The following is a 22,104-nucleotide window of genomic DNA, read 5'->3' as shown; positions in this document are numbered from 1 at the left end:
AAGCTGCCGGAATATCCTTGAGAGCATGCGTCCCAGCCTGAAAAGCCCGACTGGCAAATGTTCGATATCTGACGGTCCTCGGTCAGCCCCCCCTACGAAAGGCGAAGACCATGATATCCCGCTATTTTCCCATTCTGACTTGGTCTCGCAATTACACCCGCGACACGTTTGTCAACGATGCTGTTGCAGCTGTGATTGTCACCATCATGCTGATCCCGCAGTCACTGGCTTACGCCTTGCTTGCTGGCCTGCCGCCCGAAGTCGGCCTTTATGCGTCCATAGCACCGCTGCTGCTATACACGCTGTTCGGCACATCGATGACGCTGGCCGTTGGACCGGTCGCCGTGGCGTCGCTGATGACTACGGCGGCGATTGGCAATCTGGTGGCGCAGGGCACGCCGGAATACCTCGGTGCGGCGATCCTGCTTGCGCTGCTGTCTGGGCTGATGTTGCTGACCATGGGACTGGCACGGCTCGGGTTTATGGCCAACTTCCTTAGCCATCCGGTGATTTCTGGCTTTATTACCGCCTCGGGTCTGATCATTGCACTCAGCCAGCTCAAGCATATTCTTGGCGTAAGCGCCAGCGGCCACAATCTGGTTGAATTGATCCAGGATATCGGTGCTCAAGTGTCGAACATCAATGGCCCCACTTTTGTCATTGGAGCCACCACGCTAGCCTTTCTCTACTGGGTGCGGGGCAACTTGAAACCACTGTTGGTCCGCATCGGCCTGAGCGAAAAGCTGGCTGGCAGTCTGGCGAAAACCGGCCCGGTTCTGGCCGTGATCGTGACCACATCGGTGGTTTGGATATTCTCCCTAGAGGCGCAAGGTGTTGCGATTGTGGGTCATATTCCATCGGGTCTGCCGACTCCAACTCTGCCGGAATTTGACGCGAGCCTTTGGAAACAGCTGGCTTTGCCCGCCTTGCTGATATCCGTTGTAGGTTACGTCGAAACGGTATCTGTCGCGCAGACTTTGGCCGCGAAACGTCGGCAGCGCATAGACCCGGACCAAGAGCTAATTGCCTTGGGTGCTGCAAATATCGGATCGTCGATTTCAGGCGGATTTCCGGTAACCGGTGGGTTTTCGCGTTCGGTGGTGAACCATGATGCGGGGGCGCAAACCCCTGCGGCCGGTGCCTATACGGCGATCGCTATCGCCCTGGCAACCGTATTTCTGACGCCGCTGCTGCATTACCTGCCCAAAGCGACGCTGGCAGCGACAATCATGGTTGCTGTATTGTCGTTGGTTGATCTTGGTGCCATCAAGAAGATCTGGACCTATTCAAAATCCGATTTCAGCGCCATGCTCGCAACCATTCTAGTGACGCTGGGGTTTGGGGTCGAACTTGGCATTGCAACAGGTGTTAGCCTCTCGCTCATGCTGTACCTGTACCGCACATCTCGTCCGCATCATGCCATCGTCGGACAGGTTCCCGGCACTGAACATTTTCGCAATGTTCTGCGTCACGATGTGGTGTTGACCCGTGGCGTTCTGTCGGTGCGGATAGACGAGAGCCTGTATTTTCCAAATGCCCGGTTCTTGGAAGACACGATCAACGATGAAGTCGCGAAAGATCCGTCGTTAAAACATGTTGTGCTGATGTGTTCGGCCGTGAACTACATTGATGCATCGGCCCTTGAAAGTCTCGAGATGATCGACCAACGCCTTCAGGACAACGGCCTGAAATTGCATCTGAGCGAGGTCAAAGGACCGGTAATGGATCGGCTTCAAAAATCACACTTCCTGTCCGACCTGTCCGGTGAAATTTTTCTGCATCAGTATGAAGCGACTTGCCGTCTGAATCCCGTCAAACCGCCACCCGATTAACAGTCTCAAGATCCGGCCTGTTGATCGACACGCGGGTCGTGGCCGCATTGGGGTTACGCTCGCTCCGTGATCTCATTAGCCGCAAGGTCTATAATGACCGAATGGGCCGTCAGACTATGGGGGCGTAATATTTCCGTTCCATGCTTTTGATCTTTAGCGAACTCCTTTGGATCGTGGCGGGGTATTAGACGCCGACCGCGACCTCGTCTCTGGTGGCATCGAACGTGGTGCCATGGTGCAGGATGCTCCAGGCTGTTCGTGCAAGTTTATTGGCAAGGGCAACCGCCAGCTTGTTGCGATGCATGCGAGGTTCGGCCCTGATCAACCAGTCACCGAAGCTGAAGTCGGGCCAGCGATGCGGGCGCATCAGGATCACCTTGGCGGCCTGCACAAACAGCACTCGCAAATATCGGCTGCCGCGTTTTGTGATACGCCCGAGCACAGTTCCGCCACCCGTGCTGTATTGTCGTGGCACAAGGCCAACCCAAGCCGCAAAATCACGACCCCGATCAAACGCCGCCCCTGTGCCGATGGCAGCAACCATTGCCGTTGATATCATCGGACCGATGCCCGGGATTGTCATGATGTTCACACAATTTTCTTCGGAGACGCTGATCTGCTCAATCTCTTTCGAAACAGCATCGATCCTGTCATCCATCCACAGCCAATCCCCATAGAGGCCGAGCAGGATCTTCCGCATCCTGGGCGATATCTCATCTTTGCGCTCTTCAAGGATTGTCAGAAACGAGTTCTTCAGGGCCCGCAGACCCTTGCGAACTGTAATCCCTCGCTCAATCAAAAGCGCACGGATCTGGTTGATGGTTGCGGTCCGGCGTGACACCAAACGCGATCTGACCCGATGCAACGCTTGTAAATCGAGCTGGTCTTGGCTCTTCTCGGGAACGGTTTTCAGATTGGGACGAAGCGCGGCTTCTGCGATGGCCTCCGCATCGTTGTCATCGTTCTTTTGCCCTTTATTGAACGGCTTAAACTAGATGGCGGGAATGATGCGTGGCTCAAAGCCCAACTTGCGCAGTGATCGGCTAACAAAGTGGGCGCTGAGGCAGGCTTCCATCCCAACGATGCAGGATGGCAGTTTCTCAAATGTCTTTTCCAACGCCATTCGTTTGATCTTCTGGCGCACAACAACATTTCCATCAGGATCAAACCCTACCAAATGGAACACGTCCTTTCCGATATCGATACCAACTGACATCAGCGCCTCAATCTTGATTTCCGTCTTCTTCGAACTCATGGCTACGTCTCCTCTGGTGGCGGGTGAAACAAGCACAGTTTACCCGATTGGGGGGCGTAGCCGGTACATCCCATTAGCCGACCTTGAGGGTCATCGTTTCGGACTTCCGGTCAGAGCACACAAGCAGCCCTTCGAACCAAACCGCAGACCTAATAACCGGATCGCGACGTCGGTTGTTAATCCATGAAACCAAATAGTTATACTATATGGCTGTCCAAACTCCGATTAGGCCCACAATGAGTAAGCTCAGAGCCCAGAGGGCATCCATGTTGAACCAAGTCTTCGACAGGAATTTCAGGCCGAGCCAACTGTACACACCTACGGCCAATACCCCACCTGATAAAGTCATGAATACAGTGTGAACGATTGCAACTGTCAACGCTGTCTCGATGTTGCCGGACATCAACTCAGTCGCAGCCTGATGCCCGGTGTCCAGCTCTTCTTTCTGGCACAAACCCAAATAGATCGGTAGCAGCATCAAGCCCGCACCATGGGCCATTGCGGCGAGGAAAGACCAAAGGGCGAGACGGGTTGGTTTGACCCGTGCCAGAAATCTAGGATGGCGTCGATTGATCAGCAAATACGCGCCGACCGTCATCACCAAAAGCCCTGCTGCGACGCGGATTTCACGCTGCCAGTCCAGAAGTGTTATCATCGCCGAGAAAGGGAATAGAATTGCAGACATCGCAAGGAAATGTCCAAGCGCAAGCATTGCCAACGCTGTAACAAGCGCTGATCTCCGACCTTCCATCAGCGCCGCAGACACAGAAAGGGGCCAACCCATCCCCGGGTTCATCCCGTGATACGCACCCGAGGCGATGACCGCCCACCAAAGGGCGGCCATAGACGGTTCAATACTCACGTTCAGGTGTTGGGGTAGCAGAAGCTGTCGGTCGAACAGTCGCCGCCTTCAAGGCGGATCTGTGTCTGACGTCAGCGCCTATGGGTCCAAATAGCGTTATTTGATAAGAGAGTGTTTCTGGCTCATCGTAACCACTGAGGAGTGGAACATGAGACATACAACTGGAACAGGCAAAAGCCCTGGCGAGAAGATCGTCAAAGATATCAAGCGGGCCACCCCTGCCCGGCAGCACATGCGCAGCATGTGTGAGAGGGGCGCAAGCATTACTCATCCGAAGAGAAGATCAGGATCGTCCTGGATGGCCTTCGTGGCGAAGACAGCATTGCTGAGCTGTGCCGTCGTGAGGGCATTTCCCAAGGCATCTACTACAAATGGTCGAAAGACTTCATGGAAGCTGGCAAGAAGCGGCTGTCTGGCGATACTGCACGCGCTGCAAACACCGACGAAGTGAAGGATCTGCGCCGTGAAGCGCGTGATCTGAAGGAAGTTGTGGCGGAACAAACGCTCGAACTCCGTTTGCTTAAAAAAAGCATGTTCGACGGTGGGGACGGCCGCGAATGAGATACCCTGCATCTGAGAAGTTAGAGATCATCAGGCTGGTTGAGGGATCGCATCTGTCGGCCCGCCTGACATTGGCCAAGTTGGGCATCCCACGCACCACTTTCTATCGTTGGTACGATAGGTATTTGCAGCGCGGCGAAGCTGGACTGCAGGATCAATCGCCGAAGCCCAAACACGTCTGGAACCGTATTCCGGACGCGATACGGCGCAAGGTCGTGAAGTTGGCGCTGAACGAGACCGAGTTGTCGCCACGTGAACTGGCAGTGACGTTCACGGATCGAGAAAGCTATTTCGTATCAGAGGCTTCGACGTATCGGATCTTGAAGGCGCACGATCTGATCACCAGCCCCGCCTTCATCGTTATAAAGGCGGCGAGCGAGTTCAAAGACAAAACCACAGCCATCAACCAGTTGTGGCAGACGGACTTCACATATCTGAAGATCATCGGCTGGGGTTGGTTTTATCTCAGCACGATCTTGGACGATTACAGCCGGTACATCATCTCATGGAAGCTTTGCACGAACATGAGAACACAAGACGTCACCGATACGTTGGACTTGGCTTTGGAAGCATCGGGATGTGACCAAGTTCATGTCGTCCACAAGCCACGCCTGCTGAGTGATAACGGTTCCAGCTACGTCTCAGGGGAACTGGCGGAATGGCTGCAAGACAAGGGCATCTCGGCTTTGATGCCAGTGCTGTCTATCAGAAGGTGCAATGGTCCCGGTGAACCCCGGTATGGAATGGCAACAGACAACAATTTCTGTCGTCGACACAAGGTGCTGAAATCTGGTACCGCCCAGTCGAGCCCGACCAGTTCCAGTAGGCTTTCCACAAACCCGGTCGCCTGCCTCAAAGGCAAGCCGAACAGCACTTTGATGGTCAGGCATGCTTGTATCGCCGCATCGCTATAAGCCTGCTGACGTCCACGTTGGCCTGAAGGCTTCGCCTCCCACACCATCTCTGTGTCAAACCAGATTGATAAAGACCCGCGCCGCTTCAGGGAAAGGTTATAGTTCGACCAGTTCTTGGTCTTATAAGTCGTCGGTGTCCAGCTGCCCATGACCGTCAGTTATCACGCTGGATTCACGAGATGAATCCCCTCAATCAATTTGTGCAACAAAGCCGGTTAAGACCGTAGCTCTCGATCCACGCCTTTGCATCATTTGCATGGACCTTGGCGATCTTTACCAGTTCTTCGGGACGGTCGGGTTGAGACATTGTCTTCGGATAATCGGCAGGATCGCTGCAAAATCGTTCAATTGCGAACGGGTCGATCGAGAGATTGGCCGTTTCGGGATAGCCTTTAAGAACGCGCTTTCCGTTGTTACTTTTGCAGCGAAGGGTGTCGGCGAGGCGGTACATCAGCGTGTACGGATCGCCTAGAATGTCACGCGAAAATCATCGGTATTTCTCAAGAAATGCCTCGTCGACATCCAAGCCATGAGTCTTCGCCTCGTCGACTATCCAATGCAGCGCACAATTGGCGATCCCGTCATTGCCATAGGATCCTCCAACGTTAGCATGTGCTCCAGCGAACCAGCGTTGCTCGAGCGTCTGACCATTCGTCGGTTCCAGCCAGATTTCTGAACTAAAATCTGCACGTTTTTCGTCAATTGCAATCGCCTGTCGTGCGTGCTGCACGCATGTCGCGGGCTTTGTACCGACGTGAAAGGACTTCTCTTCAACGGACGTCGTCCCATCAGAGCGGAAGCGGGAGCCAAGGGCCATGACAGTATCCCAAACCCCTAAAAATGTGACATTTAGTGGCACCATTCGTTCGGCCGGCGTTTCGCCTTTCGAGTTCTTTATGTCATAAGGGGATCCCAAACCGCGCTTGGCAATGTAGTGGCGGAAGAATTCGGGAATGTAGTAGGCATCAGACTTGGCGGGCACGCCGCCCATCCAACTCAGAAACCGCGTCATGGCCCGCGCCTGCGCCGCACCTCGGCTGAAACCATATATGAAGATTTGAGCTTGCGGCGTGTAGTTGTGGGCCAAATGTGTGACAGTCTGTTCGACATTGGCTTCGAACCCTGGCGGGTGAAACAAACACAGTTTAACCCGATGGGGGGCGGAGCCGGTACATCCCATTAGCGGCCGTTCACCGCGCAAACTCAATTCTGCACTGCGGCGAAGAAAGCAGGCAATCGAATTGAATGACATATCTCGGTGACCCTAGATCACGGGTGCGGATGTTTATCGTCCTATAAAGCAGCAACCTAGGCGGGAGTTTCTCGAGCCAAAAAAAATTATTGTAGCTCCATCATTGCCCGACATCGGAAACGGCTTATGTCGCACAATACGCGCAAGCGATGGAGCTCAAACAACAAAGAGAATTTTGTATGCAACCCTTTATCTGTTCCTATTGTTTCGGGAACCTCGGGGTATATGATGGTAACTGAGCCAGTGTACGCGGAAGAAGGCTTGGAGCTTCTGAGCGTGGGCGTCGGAATTTTTGACAGCGATCTGCAGCTGACATTTTGTAACTCGGCCTTTCGTGCGCTGAGGCAATACCCTAAAGTTTTATGTCGGCATGGCGTCAGCCTGCAGAACTTACTGTTGTTCAATGCTGAGCGGGGCGATTTTGGGCCCGGTGCAAGCGACGATCAGGTTGCTGAACGGATTGCCGAAATCACAACGTCTGGCGAACGTGAGCTGGAACGGGAATTGGCCAGCGGTCAAATCCTTCAAATCCGATATCGCCACACATCGTCTGGCGGATTGATTGTAACGTTTCAGGATTGCACAGCCGAGCGAAACGCTGAACGCGCGTTACAGGCCAGCGAAGAGCGGTATGCGCTGGTGTCTGAAGCGGCTGAAGAGGCTATTTACGACTGGCACATTGAAGAAGATCGCTTTTATGCGTCTGAACGTTTGGGGGCCTTCCTGGGGTTGGAATTAAAGGCGGACGGGATCCGCGACTGGTCGTGGGAGCGGCTGATCCATCCCAATGATCTGGCGCATTATCAATCAACGTTGCAAGAACACAGATCAGGCGCCCAGCCTAGATGGGAGTGCGAGTACCGGCTCAGAGACGCCTCTGGTCAATGGATGTGGGTATCGGATCATGGCACATCGATCAGAAACAGCGATGGCAGAACCACGCGGATGGTAGCGGCGGTTCGTGACATCGGTGAGCGCGTCCGGAAAGATGCTGCGCTGGCAGCAAGCGAAGAGCGATACTCCCTTGTTACGCGTGCATCAAGTGATGGCTTTTTTGACTGGAACGTCACCGATGACGTGCTTTATTTGTCTGACAATCTGACCCAATTGCTGGGTCTGAAGGTTGGAACTGGACCTTCAAGGATATGGGCGGACTGTTTGCACCCAAACGATCGGCCCAATTACATTGCCGCAATTCGCGACCATTTTAAAGAGCAGACTGACTCCGTCGAGCTGACTTACCGCCTGCGTGCCAAGGCAGGCGGCTACAGGTGGGTGAGTGACCGTAGTGTAGGTGAAAGAGACAGCCAGGGCCGTGTTGTGCGTCTTGTTGGCGCTATTCGTGACATTACCGAAATACGCCAAGCAGAATCGGAGCTGGAACGAACCAAATCGCGTTTGATGACCTCGCTGAGCACGATCTCAGATGGCATTTTGCTGATTAACCCCGACGATCACGTGGAATTGTTCAACGAGCGCTATGTAGAAATATTCGGCGACGCGGCGGGCGGAGCTGATTTGTCAGATGTGATCGTGGTCGGGCGTTCTTTTTTCGACATGATCCGCGACGGGTATAATCTGGGGATGTTTCAACCCCATCCGGACGGGGTGGATGCATGGGTCAAGTCGCGTGTAGAGGCATGGAAGCAACCCGTTGCCAAGTGGGAGTTGGAGCTGGCCAATGGCAAGTGGATTTTGCTGAACGAACGGACGATGCCCGACGGTGGTCGAGTGTTGGTGTATACCGACATCACAGAATTCAAACGCCGCGAAGACGAAGCCCAGGCCGCGCGGCAACGGTTTGAGGAAGCGATTGAGGCGATTTCATCGGGATTCGCATTGTGGGGGGCTGACGACCGTTTGGTCACATGTAATGCGCGGTATCGCGAGTATTTTTCGAAACTGGGGGATGTCGTCGCACCGGGCGCCTTGTTCACCGACATTATTGCGGCTGGTCTGGGACGCGGGTTGTTCCCGCTGTCTGAAGGTGACGTTCCTAGCTATCTGGCGGCGATTGCCGAAAAGCGGCTGGCAGCGATTGGAGACAGTCGCGAGCAACTGATTGATGGGCAATGGCTGCAAATTACCGATCATCGCACCAAAGATGGCGGGATCGTTTCGATTTACACCGATGTAACAGAATTGAAAACCAGCCAAATGGAGATCGAAAAGCAGTCGATCATTCTGAAATCCACCATGGAGAACATGGGCCAAGGTATCACGATGGTTGACCGGGACCTGAACACCATGGCTCTTAACCAGAAATTCCTCGAATTAATGGACCTTCCGACGGAAAAGTTTGCAGCAGGTTTCTCAATGGAACAAGCGTTCCGCTACAATGCGGAACGCGGCGAATATGGCCCCGGGAACGTTGATGAGCAGGTTCGCGAGCGTTTGGAATTGTCTGCCAAGTTTGAACCGCACCGGTTCGAACGCACACGCCCGGACGGAGTGGTTATCGAAGTCGTGGGAATGCCCATCGAAGGCGGTGGTTTTGTCTCGACTTACACTGATGTGACCGAGCGTAAGCAGGCCGAGGAAAAGCAGAGATCCGCTTTAGCCGAGTTCAATGCGGTGCTCGACAATATCGACTATGGCATCATGTTCATGGGTCCGGATCTGCGCGCGCGGATCACAAATCGGGCATTTGGCCAAATTTGGAATATTTCACCAGAATTCATCAAAGAGCATCCCAGCGCCCGGGAGTTGATATCCTATGTCCAAAATAGAGGCTATTATGACGTGGAACCTGACGACTGGGACGAATGGCTGGACAACCGGATCCTGGCCATTCAGGCTGGAAACATTGCGCCAACCGAAGTGCGTCGGAAGGATGGCACTGTTGTGAGCTATCAATGTGTCGCGTTACCAGATGGTGGCAGGATGCTGACCTATTTTGACATATCTGAAATTTCACGAGCGCGCGACAAAGCCGAATCCGCTTTGCAGGAATTGAAGAACGCGCAACAGAGATTGGTACACGCAGAGAAGATGGCCAGCCTTGGGCAATTAACCGCCGGGATCGCACACGAGATCAAGAACCCGCTGAACTTTGTGAACAATTTCGCCAAATTGTCTGCCGAGATGATGGAAGAGCTGGCCGAAGTTCTGGAAGGTCCGATTTCCGCGTTGAGCGAAGACGATCGGGACGATGCCGAAGATTTGTTAGCCACCGTCAAGAACAACCTGCTAAAAATCGATCAGCATGGACGCCGCGCCGACAGCATCGTCAAGAACATGCTGCTGCATTCGCGCGAAGGCTCTAGCGAGAAACACATCGTGGACCTGAATGCGCTGACCCAAGAGGGTTTGAATTTGGCCTTTCACGGGGCCCGCGCCGCAGACAAAGGGTTCAATGTCGATCTGCAACTCGAATTGTCAGAGGATGTGGGGCAAGTTGAATGCCTGCCGCAGGACTTGCAAAGAGTGATTCTAAACCTGTGTGGCAATGGCATGTACGAGGCGGTGAAACATTCCAAATCTGGTGGTGATCCCGCCAAACTGGTGGTGTCAACGGTGCAGAAAGGCGAGCAGTATCTGGTCATGATCTCTGACAATGGTGGCGGTATCCCGGAAGACGCCAGAGATAAGATTTTCAATCCATTTTTTACCACAAAACCAACGGGAGAAGGGACAGGTTTAGGCCTGTCGATGAGTTTTGATATAGTTAAGCAGCATGGCGGCGAGTTGAGTTTTCAAACGAAATTGAACAAAGGCACAGTTTTTTGCCTGTCTCTTCCCAAGCATACCGCCCACGATGCTCAATAGGGGGACTGATGCTAAAAGTATTGATGGTCGATGATGAACCTGATGCCGAGTTATTGTTCCGGCAAAATTTTCGTCGAGAAATCCGCAAAAAGCATTATGAATTCCTTTTTGCGCAGTCTGCCGATCAGGCGCTGGATGTATTGGAAAGGGAAACATCGCCCAGTGTGATGGCGTTGTTGTCGGATATCAATATGCCGGGGATGAGCGGCCTGGAACTATTGGATGTCGTCAAGCAGAAAAAACCTGATCTACCCGTTATCATGATCACTGCCTACGGAGATGCGGGCACGGAATCAGACGCCATGAAACGCGGCGCGGTGCAGCTTGTGTCCAAACCGGTTGATTTTGCGAAACTGAAATCCGAACTGGCCGAATTGTCAGATCAGGCAGCGTCATGACATCCGCAAACCGTATTTTGGTGGTTGACGATGAACCGGATGTTGAGGCGTTGATTACGCAAAAATTCCGCCGGGAAATCCGCAGAAATGAAATGGAGTTTGTGTTTGCCCGTGACGGGCAAGAGGCGTTGGATATGCTGGAGACGGACACAGACGTGTTGATGGTCTTGTCGGATATCAACATGCCGAAAATGGATGGCCTGACGCTGTTGACCCACTTGGGTGATAAGTATCAAAATCTGAAAACCGTGGTCGTTTCCGCCTATGGTGATATGGAAAACATCCGAACTGCGATGAATCGCGGGGCTTTTGATTTTGTGACCAAACCCATTGAATTTGACGATTTAGAGGTCACCATTCGCAAGACCCTCGAGCACCTGGAAAAATTCAAAACTTTGCAGCGCGAAAAGGCCGAGGCCGAACTGGCCAGGGCGACGCTGTCACGATATTTTTCGCCTAGTGTTGTGGAATCGATGGCGCTGGATTCCGAACAGATGAAACCTGGTGGCGAGCGACGCGAAGCGACGTTCCTGTTCACGGATCTGACCGGGTTTACCAATCTGGTTGAATCGACGGAACCTGACATTATCATTAGGCTGTTAAACGACTACATAGAAGGCATTGCCAAGATCGTATTTTCCAACGAAGGCACTGTGATGAAGATCATTGGAGATGCTGTTCAGGTGACATTCGGAGCGCCGGTGGCCCAAACTGATCACGCGGCGTGTTCCGTCAATTGCGCGCTTGAGATCGACAGGTTCGCCGAAGATTATCGCTCAGACTGGAACGCGCGTGGGGTTGCACTGGGGACTACACGCATCGGCGTTAATTCAGGCGAAGCGATAATCGGCAATTTTGGCGGAGAATCGTTTTTTGACTACACAGCCTATGGTGATGCTGTAAATACTGCAGCGCGCCTGGAGAACGCCAACAAAACTCTAGGCACCCGCATCTGTGTGAGCGAAAGTGTCGTTGCAAAAATCGGAGATTTTGCAGGCCGCCCGGCGGGCGAATTGCTCTTGGCTGGCAAGTCGCAAAGATTGGCGACCTTTGAACCTCTGTCACTGGAAATCAGCTCGTCGAAACCGATGGAAGCCTATCGGGTCGCTTTTGCTCAGCTGGCCAGCGGGTCCCCGCTGGCCCGACAGTCGCTGGCGGCGCTTGTGGCGGAACTGCCTAACGATCCGCTGACCCTTTTTCACTTGCAACGTGTACTGGGCGGGGCCGTAAACGCTGTTGTCGATCTCTCAGTCAAATAAGCTGGAATACGACATATAGAAAACGGACTTTGAACAGTGGTCATAATAATTGCAGAAACCCTAGTCTGCAATTCAACGTCAGCCAGTTGACTGTGGGCTCCGGTCCGCCAACGGTGCTTCGTATGCTAGGGCTTCACATCAGTTCGGTTTGCTGAAATAGATCCAAAGGTGCGGTCAAATGTCCGCTTTGCCGATTGAGCCGAAAAATTCGCATCTGCAGCGAATGGCAACTTCCCGCCCTTAGTACCTATATGTGCATGGTGCAGCAATTGGGCCACTTCACTCGCCTATAAATGTCGAGAACGGCCCGATGCCGACATTGGTGACCACATCAAACTGCAGCGGCGCGGTCCGTCAGACCGGTCATTCATGCATCGCGCAGCATTTACGAACTCCAAAAGACGGCAGCACTGGACAAATCCGTCTAGTATCTAATATTCGTGTGCCGCGCCAATGCTTCCTCGAAACGCGGCTTGCATGGAAAGTGGTTGATCGCCCTTTCGTGTTGGGTCGAACCTTTCTAATATGCGCCCCTAGAAGCGGAGGCGCATAGGGTTCTTTCAGGCTCAGGCCGACTCGACTCGGCATAGGCAACTGGCACGGATCGGGATATCAGCACGGGCTAAAGCCTGATCGAGAAGCACCTTGACATGCGGCAGTTCTACCATTTCACCGCGACGCTGCAGGCATTCGTGCAGTCCGTGCAGTGCCCAGACGTTGCGCGGATGCTGACTGGGCCGTGGCAGCTTGCCATCGAGCCCCAGATCCGCTCGGTAGATTGCCTCGGCCTCGTCGTATGCACCCGCTTCCATCAGCAATGCGCCCAGGGCATGGCGGGTGGGCTGCGGCCAGGACCAGGGCTCCTCATAGGCCAGGTTGTCGTCCAGAACGACCGCCTTGCGCAGGTGATCGAGACCTTTTTCGCGTCGACCCGCCTTGAAAGCGATTTCACCCTTCATCATCTCTTCGGCAATCGCGAGGACATCATGCGCCTTGTTGTTGAAGAGCATCCGTGTGTCTGGCACCTCAGCATAGGCCGCGGTGAAGTGGGCCATGGCGTCTTCGGCCTCGTCATGGCGGCCGAGATTGGCTAGCGCCACCGCCTTGGCATAGTAGATCAGCGCGTTGGTGGTGACGTAGAGTTCTCTGTCCTCTGGCTGGGGCAGTTCTAGGATCTCGGACCACATGCCGAACCGGATATAGACATGTGGCGCAGCGGCCACGAAGGTCTCGAAGATGTCCGGGTAGGTGCGGACAACCTCGTCCGGAACTTCGGCACGCAGGCGCACGACCGCGTCGACCGCCGCAGCCTTCTGGCCAAGGAACATCGCGCCATAAAAGGCGAAATGCAGGTTGTGGATACGGTAAAGTGCATAGAAATTCACTGGCCCAGCATAGGCTTTGAACGTTTCATCAACCTTGGATGCGGCGAGATTGCGGTAAAGAACGTTCTGATAATCGCCGCAGAGCACGTCGATATGGGTACCCATGTGCACGAGGTGGCCAGCATCCGGGACGAGGTCCGTCAGCCTGTCGCCATGACGCAACGCGCGTTCTGGATGCGGCGACATCTCCATCAGGTGGACGTACATGTGCAGCAATCCCGGGTGGTCCCAAGCGCCCAGGGTCTGGTCGAAGGCGCGTTCTAGAACCGCCATCGCCTCGACCGTGGATGCCTCAGGGTTCGGCACGCCCTTGTGACAATCCCAGAGCTGCCACGGCGTCCGGTTCATCAGTGCTTCGGCATAGATGCAGGCGATGTCCAGATCGTCCTGGTTCGCCTCGTAGACCGGCTTCATCGCTGCAGAGAATCCGTCGTTGAACGGCTGGTAGTCCTCAATCTCCGGATCGGTGGGGTAGCGAGAAGCCAGCGCTTCGATCAGAGCGCGTTCAACGGGCTTAGCATCCTCGAGCGCGAGCCCTGCCATCAGCGCCGCATGGGCGAGGGCGAGGGCTGGGCCCTTCTCATCAGGAGTGAAGAACTCCCACGGCTTGTTGTAGTTGGGTCCGATGGCGTAAGCGATACCCCAATGGGCAAGTGCACAGGCCGGATCGGCTTCCAGCGCCTTTTCAAAACACACAATGGCTTCTTCGTGATTGTACGCAAATAACCAGACAAGGCCCCGATCGAGCCAAGTCTGTGCAACAGGAATAGTACTTACGGGGCGACTGTAACTGCCCAGATCAAAATAGTCTGACATAAATCTTTCTCCCAATTTGAAATTTCATCTTAACACGGTTCCATTTGACCCGTTTGACAGAGGCCGGCCCCGACGAAAGTTCGACCCAGCGCCGCTATTTCAGATTGCGGGCTTTCGTCACTTCAGGCTCGGGACATCTGGAGACTCTGGGTGTTCCAACGGCCCGATCTGGTTCCAATCGGACCACTGTAACGCGGCGTAGGAACGCAGATTCGCAGCCATTTGTAAGTCCGCTTCCGAAAGAAGTGCCTATCGGGTTTGCGGTTGCGGCGAATTCACACTTTCCGCCCTTTTAGTCGAAATGTGCATGGTGCAGCAATTGGGCCACTTCAATCACTCAAAAATGAAGCAAACGGCCCTCTGCCGACTTTCATGCCAAGTCACAAATGCCGCAGTGCGGCCTGTCGAAGCGGCCCTTGGTGATCTGCGCAGAAATTCGAAGTGGCGTCTCAGTAATTCTCGATATTCCTCAAGCCTTTTCGATCTCCATTCTAATGATTTGCCACTCTTCCTCAATTGATCCTGAATGCCGGGTCTTGCCAGCACGCCGATACCAGTACCCAGCATTCGCGTCATCGCCTTCGGCCCGGTGAACTAGAGCATGCACCCAATCGAAAAGTGGAACACCCTCGTGCTTTTGACTGATCTCATGCGCCTTCGCCATTTCTTTGCCTGGTCGAAAATTGCCTGTTTTGATCAAATTGAGTGAGTCAAGAAGTAACACCTGAGACATGCGCTTTGCCTTAATCGTTTGTGGGCGCCGCATTCGATTGCGATCAAGGACAGCATAGCATTCATGGGCGAGAGGACCACACTCCAAGCCTCTACATCCATCTGTGCTTGGTAGAGTGGCCTGAAGCCGCCGTTCGACCTCTACTTTGATGCCACGACCTTCGGTCGCCAGGGCGGCCGCTGCCTTCGGCCGGGGCGCTTGGCTGCGGAACCGCGGCGCGGCGCATCTCCACCAAGTCTAGCATCCTGCGGGCAACGGAGATATTGCCGTCCAGCATCCGAACCGCCATAACCCGCAGCTCTCCCCCTTCGATAACCTCAAAGAACTGGGTAAGCTTACGGGAAAAATGTTTGCGCAAAGTCTTAGGATGAACATCCGTAAACTGCTCGATGCGATATTGGGCCCACCATTGGCCTGTAAAATAATGGGAAGTAATTGTTTTTACATAATTATATCAAATTGTGCACCCCCGCACTTCCGTGGCGCAACTTCACAGGGTCGCCCTCCAAGTGAGTTTCGGCCTTAGCTTCTGAATTCTCGTCAATCATGGAATAAAAAACCTCCGCGTGAGGGAATAGCGGGTATGCGGGCAAAAGTTTGCAGAGATCTGACCCACCCCCTCCCCTTTCTTGGAAAGTTGTATCGGCGGCATCTGTGCACAGGTCGTGAACAATCTACATCCGTGGTAACCTTGATGAAGTTAACAGAGGAACTGACAGGTGTTGAGGCTGATTGAGGCTGTTGTGGAAAGCATCGGACGAGTCGCAGCGGTGCTGCATTTTGTTTTTCTCACGTGCATATTATCTACGTTTGCCGCTGCAAATATCCAGGGCGACCCGGCTGTTCCTGCGACCTCTGGCTTGCTTTGGAACCGCAGCGGTCTGCCCGCCGTTTTCCCGCTTCAGGTCAAAACGCCTACTGGCCAGGACTATTTCCTAACGCTAGTCGACGAAGGAACCAGAAAGGAGGCATTGGCGGCGTATATCATTGGCGGCGCATTCTTCAAAGTCCTTGTACCGCCTGGAAAGTACACACTGCGGTTCTCCTTTGGTGATGTTTGGCAAGGCGAAGAGCACCTTTTCGGCTCGGGGTTGGATACAGGTGAATTTGAACTGAAGGAGCCTCTGACGTTCAGAATTCACGGTGTAGGAACCAAGGCAGGCCATCTGGTGGATCTCACTGAAATTCGCCCCGGTCAACTTGTGCAAGCTATAGTGAGGGGCCAGTTCATCTGCCAAGCCCTGCGAACCGAGTTTTCCCCGCCGCTTAAAGCAAGGTACGCAAATGATCCGCGCATCAAGGATGGTTCTGGGAATCACAACCGCCGACCATTTTCGCGAGAATTTCGAATGCTGGGCGCAGGGCGGTATCTACGGCGAGGAAATCGCCAATTTCTCTATTTGAGATATGAGGTGAGGTCTAGATATTGCCAGTGACTGGCTTGCCGGGTTCAGGGACAGACCAAACATCAAACTCAGCCCTATCTTCAACCCACGGCTTGGCCGCCCTGCCCTCAGGCAAGGTAAACCGGGCTTTCATTGAGTCTGACCAAACTAAGTCTCTTCCAGTGACATTTAGTCCTGTTCAACTGTCGCTACATTTATGAAGTTGTATATGCTCAATGGTGAGACCCTGAGCAAAGAGCATAGAACGACAGTCCCCGGCCATTGGCTGGAGCTGTCTCTATGCTCTAGGCGATATTAATCTGCTCAACGGAGCCGACCCTTCGCTTTGAGCCCCAACCTGTGCGCATGTCCTCGCCGGTTGAGTTGACCGCTACTTTCCAGCACAGAAGGACACTGTGTATGCCGGGGGGCGGGCTTCGGTCTTTCGAACTGCCCTTGGCGTTTGCCCCGTCCCATGGTTCGCCACTACGTCTCGAATGCCACCGTTAACCGACCATCCGAAACGGACGCGTTTTAGGCGGCGTCGTGCCGGTCTCCCCTGTCGATCAGGCCAATGTCGTCGCTGGTGTCAGCGCCGCTATGAGTGAACATCTCGGACACCATGCGCTGCATCATCTGATGCTGTTTTTCGGACGGGTTCCAAGTGGGCCGTTTGGCATGTTTCAAGATCGATCGGGCGAAGTTGGCTTCCCAATCACTGCCGCTGCGAACAATGGTCCGCATATGGTACAACAGCTCTTCGACGGGGCGGAGGTTGCTCATTCTGCGGCCTCCCCGTACTGGGTGCCGAACAAGGCAGCGGATGCCGTCATGTAGGCGTGACTTTCTGACAGGCTGTTGAGGGTGGCAAAGGCCAGCGCGGCGCGTTCGGCCTCAGTCAGGCGGGCCATCAGTGTTATTGTCAGGCTGTGCCACGCGGATTCAGTGCCCAAGGTGAGGGCAAAGCCCAGCCCCTTTGCGGTCTTCTTGTGCCGGTCCTTGGCATACAATGACATTGCGCTTTTGGGGGTATTGTTGCGGCGAAAACTAGCTGTTTTCTTATCTTGATTGACGCCAGGTTCAGTTGCCGCTGCCCCGGTGTTTTCTTTTGCGCTGCTCAATCCAGCGTTTGAAACATTCCCGTAAAGTTCACGGTCTGTCTGGGGGTATTTTGAAACACATCCCCCTTGTTTTGTTTGGTTTTTTGGCTGGATTGCAAATTCGTGTACACGAGTTCGATTCTCGTACTCGCCTCCAAGTGTTTTCAGTGACTTGCGTTGCTTCGGACACTGCGCTGGTACCTCCGTTTACAGTAGCGTTTACAGTTTTGTTCATGATGCACCCCCAAGGGCAGCTGACAGCTTGATTAATACAGAGTCAGTTTCGTCCGGTGAGACCCTCGCGTAATGTTCGATCACATTGGCAGCATGACGAATTGACCACCCCATATGGTTGGCAATCTCTGACAAGCTCAATCCGGCATTCAGAAGCCGGGTCGCTGCAGTGCCTCGTGTATCTTGCAACCGCAGATCTCGAGACAGTTTGGCCTTATCCCGCCACTGTCGCAGCCCCTCAGAAGCACGATGTTCGGTTAGTTGATCACCCGACGCATTAGTGAGGATCAACAATTTTCCGGGCTCGGTCTCATCAATGACCTTAGCAAGTGTCGGCGTGATCGGAATATGAGCCAACCTCTTTCGCTTGTTTGTGCGAACTCGAAGGCGACGCCCCAGTGGGGTATTCTCGACATGCCCGGTTGTCAGCTTAATCAAGTCACCAGGGCGCAAACCTGTCTCGCAAGCAACACAAAGAATGCGTCGCACCCACTCCGGAGCTATTGCGTCAATTGCTTCTTGGTCTCCCGACTTCCAGACAATCTCAGACCGGTCCACTTCATAGAGCCGGTGCAGCTTATGGCAGTGATGTTCAGACAACTTTCCCTCTTCGACTGCCCAGTTCAGAATACGAACTGCATGAGTGCCTGCCATGTCGTGCTGTTTCGGAGAGTGTTTCCAGAGAGCCCTCCAGGTGTTCATCTCACCCCGCGCACTCTTGTCCTCGAAAATTATGGCCGGAGCATCCTTAAAATGACCGGCAAACCGTAGACCCCATTTGCGAATATCCGCACGTGAGCGCTGACCTTTCGGCATGGCAGTACTGGACAGAAAATCATCTACCATCTGCTGCACCATGTAATCTGCTGGTTTCGGTCTGGCCGTCGCATCAGAATATGCGTGGAAGAATTCTGGGGACTTTGGATACTGAACTGCGTCTACCCAAAATTTGGGACCACCGCGCCAAGCGTAGAAATGATAGCGGACGCCATCTTTTACTTTGCGCCGTACAGGATGAACTTTATCAGGAAACCCCCTAGGACGCATTGTCGGACTTCCACTTTTGCAATGGCGTCAAACCGCCGCCGGACGGATCGACAGCGCCTGCAGGAGCAAGTTCCATCGTGCCATCGGGCATTATCCTGCAGAGAGGCTCAGTTTCGTAAACTGCTTTCCACGCCTTAAGACCGCGAGTGAGATCAGACTGGGTGATTTTTGCTTTGACAGGTGACATTATTCAACCTCCCAACCAAGTAACTCAATACCAATTCCCTGCAGGTCAGCTATGCAGTATTCAGCCGATCTATGCACTTTTGTGCCTGTTGTGCGTGCTATAGTCTCCATCTCGTTTAAAGGGAATTTCCCCTCACGACGCAGCCTTTTACCTTTATCAGTTCCTCTGGCTTCGGTCGCGTCACGCATTTCACTCCACTGTTCTCTGTGGTGGTATTCTTGAACGTTCTCTTGGGCTTCTATCCACGCGCCCCCTGTATCCGACAGGCGAAGCATACCCCAAGAAATGAGCTTATAATTGCTAACCCTGTTCTCCAGTAAATCGACCAAAGTTTGTTCGAGGTTTTTGTTTGGATCCAGACCAAGCGGCCAAGTATGATCATTTTGGTCAGCTCGTAGGTCAGGCTGCAGCGCCCCAAAATACAGTACGTCCTTGACAGCCTTGCTAGATGAGGGGGACGCCATATAGGCGATTATGACCCTTACGGCATCTAGTGCGGTGATGTCCGGCGAGTTGACACCACGAGCCCCGGTTGTGAACAGACCTGCTTCACGAAGATAGCGCACAATCATTCGGATTGTTTTTTCTTCTGCGCCAAGCATCGCTGACAATAGGGATATGAATTGGGAAAGTTTCATGTCTATCAGACTAAATATCCGTTAGGAGAAGTCAACGCTAAATGATATTTCGTCACTTAGAAAGTTTTGCTGCCCACCCTTCTCTGTTGCGAGGATCCTCTGTGATCGGCGTTGATGACGCAACCGCGCGCCCGGCGGCATCGATGCGCCAAGGTGGGTCTGCAATAATCATGAGCGCAGCCAGGTGAAAGTTTCTGAGCGTCGCGTTTGTCGCGACTTGAGCCAGCACCGATCCATACTATCTCGAGTGCCACAGAGGCGTGCTGAGGATATGCCTGGCCGCAAACATACCTTCCAAGCTTAATTCAACCAAGACCCCTGTACTATGCAAGACCGTCCTGTACGAGTTTTGGGTGTGGTGTGCCTGTCAAAGCAATATAAATGCCCGTTAGTAACAGGCAGGAGTAGGGCGGATAATCCCGCAACTCGCCGCACAAGGACGCGAGGTCTTGCCCAGCGATGGTGATCACCCAATCGATCGGCTGATCATGGGAAATCATACTTTCCACAATGATGTCTGCCAGTTTCCGATCGGTTCCGCGGTGCATTTCACCCCGCTCCAGAAAGCTCGGCTTGATCCCATCCGATGAAACATCGTCGCGGCTCAGACAAGCAATCAGCCCGGCCGTTTTTAGCGTTTCGATCGAGGTGCGATAGTCCTTCATCATTTGGCACGTGGCGCTGAATGCCATCCTCCACCGGGACGATATTATTGAGGCTTGGCTTCTTACCCTTCATCCTGTCATCCTCCTTTCAAGGGTGGGTCTTTTTCCTCAATTACACGGCCGCGGTTTAAATGGTTATGCGGCCGGTTTGCTATTTGGGGCGTTTAATTTTCAGATACCCCCCCCTTGCGGTGGAACACTTAATGGGCTGTTTTCCGGCTGTGACATCGATGGCAGAGCGCCTGCCAATTAGCAGTGCCTGCTAATCAACCGATTTGATCTCGACGAACCGCATCGTAGGGCGAGTGACGGCCTCGCAAATCACTTCTGCGTCGACGGCGTCTGACTTTCCGCGCTTCACATAGGGTTTGACGAACATGGGCGGGATCAGCCGAACCTCATGGTGCAGGTGCTATCCACCCAATCTGCTAACTGCCCTTCACTTCACTATGTGGGCAGTGCAGCAATCAGGCCTCTTCCCTCCCCCCCTCACGGTCACGAACGGCCCAATGCAGACCTTGCTGCTAGACACGTCTAACGGCAGCAATCAGCCCTTTTACGACATTCGTGCCGGGTGCAGCATAAGGCGGCATCTAGAGCGCTAAGGGCGGAATGTGCGAATTCGCTGCGGTATGTGCCAATGACGCCTATGCAATCGATATTACCAAGGGTGAAGCCCTTCGACTTTGAAGTAGGCGGGCATTGCGATGCGTGGGCTTGCAGAACATCTCGGCGACTCAAAGAGTGCGCTGTATCATTACTTTCCAACAAAAGGGGCGCTGTTCTTGGCTACTCAACACCACATCGGCGGCCTTACGCTCGGCGGCTTCTCACGGAGCCGAGACAGTGTCATTGTCTCGGCCGACGAGCAAAAAAGTTCCAAAGAATATCTGGACAGCCGATGGCTGCAACATTCACAATTCGGCAAACTCCATCGCGCGCTCTCTTGCCTTTATTAGGTGATTGCGAAGCGATGCGGCGGCGTCTTCCGGATCACCGCTATTTATCGCGTTCAATAGATCAAGATGTTCCTCGAAAGCAGCGGTGCCAGCGTTAAGTTTTGCAGGTAAGTTCAAGCGCGCCAGCATCATCGTCGTTTCGATTTTCTGATGCGTATCGCTCATGGCCGAGTTATCAAGAGCTGCTACGATTTGTCGGTGAAGTTCGCGATCGATTTCCAGACATCTGTTGAAATGCTCGATCCCTTTTTCGTCGGGAATCGCGGCCAGAATTTCTTTGGTTTGCGCACGTATGCGCTCTACTTCGGCTGGGTCACAATTGGCAACATAGTGCCGAATTGCATGCGTTTCGATCAGAATTCTGAAGTCATAGGCATCGGCAATATCTTTTCGAGTCACCTCGGTAATGAGCACTCCACGTTGAGGGATGAGCTTCACAACACCTTCGCCTTCGAGCCGTTTCAGGGCTTCGCGCATCGAGGCCAAAGAGCTTCCTGTCCACTTGGCCAGCTCACGTTGGCTGAGCATGCGGCCCGGGCGAAATTTTCGGTCCAGCATCGCATTCATGAATTGTCGATAAGCTTCTTCACGCAAAGTGTTGTATGCGTCTTCTTGTGTATGTTGGCTTTTTCTCACATCCATCTTCCCGACAACTACCCCTTCACTATCTTGACCTGTGGCAGACGCCTCGTTGCCCGTTTTATGCCAGAGCTGTCTACCGCTGATACGTCAATATGCGCTACTTCAATTTTCCAATACTAGTATGTTGACACGTTGAGCCCCGGCTGTAGTGTAACACAAATTCCAACTGAGCGCTCAGTTGAGGTTCTTTCTGGTTCCCCACCTGAGCACCC

At 53.5% G+C, this 22,104-nt stretch carries 17 protein-coding genes and 4 pseudogenes; 7 read left to right on the top strand and 14 right to left on the bottom strand.

The features are described 5' to 3' along the window. Positions 1 to 110 precede the first annotated feature (110 nt). Positions 111 to 1,832, top strand: a complete 1,722-nt coding sequence (locus QPJ95_RS13970) for a SulP family inorganic anion transporter (protein ID WP_270921056.1) — start codon at positions 111 to 113, stop codon at positions 1,830 to 1,832. A 184-nt stretch (positions 1,833 to 2,016) separates the two neighbouring features. On the opposite strand, the pseudogene QPJ95_RS13965 reads toward QPJ95_RS13970, so the two are convergent. Both QPJ95_RS13965 and QPJ95_RS13960 read right to left on the bottom strand, forming a co-directional pair. Next, a pseudogene (locus QPJ95_RS13965) lies at positions 2,017 to 3,087 on the bottom strand (IS110 family transposase). A 202-nt stretch (positions 3,088 to 3,289) separates the two neighbouring features. Then, positions 3,290 to 3,931 carry a hypothetical protein gene (locus tag QPJ95_RS13960; protein WP_270921055.1) on the bottom strand — a complete coding sequence of 214 codons (642 nt, stop codon included), beginning with the start codon at positions 3,929 to 3,931 and terminating at the stop codon, positions 3,290 to 3,292. 166 nt (positions 3,932 to 4,097) lie between these two features. Here QPJ95_RS13960 and QPJ95_RS13955 point away from each other — a divergent pair. Further along, positions 4,098 to 5,193 (top strand): annotated as a pseudogene (locus tag QPJ95_RS13955) (IS3 family transposase); the annotation flags it as partial. On the opposite strand, the pseudogene QPJ95_RS13950 reads toward QPJ95_RS13955, so the two are convergent. The 3 genes and pseudogenes from QPJ95_RS13950 to QPJ95_RS13940 form a co-directional block, all read right to left on the bottom strand. Continuing rightward, positions 5,190 to 5,573 (bottom strand): annotated as a pseudogene (locus tag QPJ95_RS13950) (IS5 family transposase); the annotation flags it as partial. The pseudogenes QPJ95_RS13955 and QPJ95_RS13950 sit on opposite strands and share 4 nt — an antisense overlap. A gap of 44 nt (positions 5,574 to 5,617) precedes the next feature. Beyond that, on the bottom strand, positions 5,618 to 5,875 hold the full coding sequence (locus QPJ95_RS13945) for a hypothetical protein (RefSeq protein WP_270921117.1): 258 nt from the start codon (positions 5,873 to 5,875) through the stop codon (positions 5,618 to 5,620). Positions 5,876 to 5,911: 36 nt separating this feature from the next. Beyond that, positions 5,912 to 6,676 (bottom strand): phospholipase effector Tle1 domain-containing protein, encoded by a 765-nt coding sequence (locus QPJ95_RS13940; protein WP_270921116.1) that lies wholly within the window; start codon positions 6,674 to 6,676, stop codon positions 5,912 to 5,914. Positions 6,677 to 6,802: 126 nt separating this feature from the next. Between QPJ95_RS13940 and QPJ95_RS13935 the strand changes: the two genes are divergently transcribed. From QPJ95_RS13935 to QPJ95_RS13925, 3 genes are read left to right on the top strand one after another with little or no spacing between them, the layout of a single operon-like run. After that, on the top strand, positions 6,803 to 10,444 hold the full coding sequence (locus tag QPJ95_RS13935) for a PAS-domain containing protein (RefSeq protein WP_270921115.1): 3,642 nt from the start codon (positions 6,803 to 6,805) through the stop codon (positions 10,442 to 10,444). An 8-nt stretch (positions 10,445 to 10,452) separates the two neighbouring features. After that, positions 10,453 to 10,842: a response regulator gene (locus QPJ95_RS13930; protein ID WP_270921114.1), complete on the top strand. Its 390-nt coding sequence runs from the start codon at positions 10,453 to 10,455 to the stop codon at positions 10,840 to 10,842. Continuing rightward, entirely contained in the window at positions 10,839 to 12,101 is a 1,263-nt protein-coding gene (locus QPJ95_RS13925; protein ID WP_270921113.1) for an adenylate/guanylate cyclase domain-containing protein, read from the top strand. Before QPJ95_RS13930 ends, QPJ95_RS13925 begins: the two co-directional genes overlap by 4 nt. A 566-nt stretch (positions 12,102 to 12,667) precedes the next feature. On the opposite strand, the gene QPJ95_RS13920 is transcribed toward QPJ95_RS13925, so the two are convergent. Further along, the gene (locus tag QPJ95_RS13920; RefSeq protein WP_270921112.1) at positions 12,668 to 14,302 is read right to left on the bottom strand and encodes a hypothetical protein; all 1,635 of its coding nucleotides are present in this window, start codon (positions 14,300 to 14,302) and stop codon (positions 12,668 to 12,670) included. A gap of 469 nt (positions 14,303 to 14,771) precedes the next feature. Then, complete coding sequence (locus QPJ95_RS13915; RefSeq protein ID WP_286018124.1) at positions 14,772 to 15,035, bottom strand: hypothetical protein; 264 nt, start codon at positions 15,033 to 15,035, stop codon at positions 14,772 to 14,774. Positions 15,036 to 15,754: 719 nt separating this feature from the next. On the opposite strand from QPJ95_RS13915, the gene QPJ95_RS13910 reads away from it, so the two are divergent. Continuing rightward, complete coding sequence (locus QPJ95_RS13910) at positions 15,755 to 16,471, top strand: hypothetical protein (protein WP_270921289.1); 717 nt, start codon at positions 15,755 to 15,757, stop codon at positions 16,469 to 16,471. A gap of 483 nt (positions 16,472 to 16,954) precedes the next feature. Here QPJ95_RS13910 and QPJ95_RS13905 read toward each other — a convergent pair whose 3' ends face one another. The 6 genes and pseudogenes from QPJ95_RS13905 to QPJ95_RS13880 all read right to left on the bottom strand — a co-directional run. After that, positions 16,955 to 17,203 carry a hypothetical protein gene (locus QPJ95_RS13905; protein WP_270921026.1) on the bottom strand — a complete coding sequence of 83 codons (249 nt, stop codon included), beginning with the start codon at positions 17,201 to 17,203 and terminating at the stop codon, positions 16,955 to 16,957. After that, positions 17,200 to 17,436 (bottom strand): hypothetical protein, encoded by a 237-nt coding sequence (locus QPJ95_RS13900; protein ID WP_270921025.1) that lies wholly within the window; start codon positions 17,434 to 17,436, stop codon positions 17,200 to 17,202. The genes QPJ95_RS13905 and QPJ95_RS13900 overlap by 4 nt, the downstream gene beginning before the upstream one ends. A gap of 315 nt (positions 17,437 to 17,751) precedes the next feature. Continuing rightward, entirely contained in the window at positions 17,752 to 18,801 is a 1,050-nt protein-coding gene (locus QPJ95_RS13895; protein ID WP_270921024.1) for a tyrosine-type recombinase/integrase, read from the bottom strand. A 186-nt stretch (positions 18,802 to 18,987) separates the two neighbouring features. After that, complete coding sequence (locus QPJ95_RS13890; protein ID WP_270921023.1) at positions 18,988 to 19,626, bottom strand: hypothetical protein; 639 nt, start codon at positions 19,624 to 19,626, stop codon at positions 18,988 to 18,990. Between the two features lie 323 nt (positions 19,627 to 19,949). Beyond that, the gene (locus QPJ95_RS13885; RefSeq protein WP_270921022.1) at positions 19,950 to 20,291 is read right to left on the bottom strand and encodes a terminase large subunit domain-containing protein; all 342 of its coding nucleotides are present in this window, start codon (positions 20,289 to 20,291) and stop codon (positions 19,950 to 19,952) included. 265 nt (positions 20,292 to 20,556) lie between these two features. After that, positions 20,557 to 20,700: pseudogene (locus QPJ95_RS13880) on the bottom strand (IS110 family transposase); the annotation flags it as partial. Between the two features lie 298 nt (positions 20,701 to 20,998). On the opposite strand from QPJ95_RS13880, the gene QPJ95_RS13875 reads away from it, so the two are divergent. Further along, complete coding sequence (locus tag QPJ95_RS13875) at positions 20,999 to 21,250, top strand: helix-turn-helix domain-containing protein (protein WP_270921021.1); 252 nt, start codon at positions 20,999 to 21,001, stop codon at positions 21,248 to 21,250. Here QPJ95_RS13875 and QPJ95_RS13870 read toward each other — a convergent pair. After that, positions 21,206 to 21,886 (bottom strand): GntR family transcriptional regulator, encoded by a 681-nt coding sequence (locus QPJ95_RS13870; protein ID WP_270921020.1) that lies wholly within the window; start codon positions 21,884 to 21,886, stop codon positions 21,206 to 21,208. The genes QPJ95_RS13875 and QPJ95_RS13870 overlap by 45 nt on opposite strands. Positions 21,887 to 22,104: the final 218 nt, after the last annotated feature.

This window comes from Parasedimentitalea psychrophila, assembly GCF_030285785.1.
In the GTDB taxonomy this organism is placed as follows: domain Bacteria; phylum Pseudomonadota; class Alphaproteobacteria; order Rhodobacterales; family Rhodobacteraceae; genus Parasedimentitalea; species Parasedimentitalea psychrophila.
This window is presented reverse-complemented; position numbering and strand designations above follow the sequence as displayed.

Coding starts and splice junctions, on each gene's coding strand:
- QPJ95_RS13970 (WP_270921056.1), top strand. CDS start 111: ATGATATCCCGCTATTTTCCCATTCTGACTTGGTCTCGCAATTACACC.
- QPJ95_RS13960 (WP_270921055.1), bottom strand. CDS start 3,931: ATGGCCGCCCTTTGGTGGGCGGTCATCGCCTCGGGTGCGTATCACGGG.
- QPJ95_RS13945 (WP_270921117.1), bottom strand. CDS start 5,875: ATGTACCGCCTCGCCGACACCCTTCGCTGCAAAAGTAACAACGGAAAG.
- QPJ95_RS13940 (WP_270921116.1), bottom strand. CDS start 6,676: ATGTCATTCAATTCGATTGCCTGCTTTCTTCGCCGCAGTGCAGAATTG.
- QPJ95_RS13935 (WP_270921115.1), top strand. CDS start 6,803: ATGTCGCACAATACGCGCAAGCGATGGAGCTCAAACAACAAAGAGAAT.
- QPJ95_RS13930 (WP_270921114.1), top strand. CDS start 10,453: ATGCTAAAAGTATTGATGGTCGATGATGAACCTGATGCCGAGTTATTG.
- QPJ95_RS13925 (WP_270921113.1), top strand. CDS start 10,839: ATGACATCCGCAAACCGTATTTTGGTGGTTGACGATGAACCGGATGTT.
- QPJ95_RS13920 (WP_270921112.1), bottom strand. CDS start 14,302: ATGTCAGACTATTTTGATCTGGGCAGTTACAGTCGCCCCGTAAGTACT.
- QPJ95_RS13915 (WP_286018124.1), bottom strand. CDS start 15,035: ATGTCTCAGGTGTTACTTCTTGACTCACTCAATTTGATCAAAACAGGC.
- QPJ95_RS13905 (WP_270921026.1), bottom strand. CDS start 17,203: ATGAGCAACCTCCGCCCCGTCGAAGAGCTGTTGTACCATATGCGGACC.
- QPJ95_RS13900 (WP_270921025.1), bottom strand. CDS start 17,436: ATGTCATTGTATGCCAAGGACCGGCACAAGAAGACCGCAAAGGGGCTG.
- QPJ95_RS13895 (WP_270921024.1), bottom strand. CDS start 18,801: ATGCGTCCTAGGGGGTTTCCTGATAAAGTTCATCCTGTACGGCGCAAA.
- QPJ95_RS13890 (WP_270921023.1), bottom strand. CDS start 19,626: ATGAAACTTTCCCAATTCATATCCCTATTGTCAGCGATGCTTGGCGCA.
- QPJ95_RS13885 (WP_270921022.1), bottom strand. CDS start 20,291: ATGAAGGACTATCGCACCTCGATCGAAACGCTAAAAACGGCCGGGCTG.
- QPJ95_RS13875 (WP_270921021.1), top strand. CDS start 20,999: ATGCGTGGGCTTGCAGAACATCTCGGCGACTCAAAGAGTGCGCTGTAT.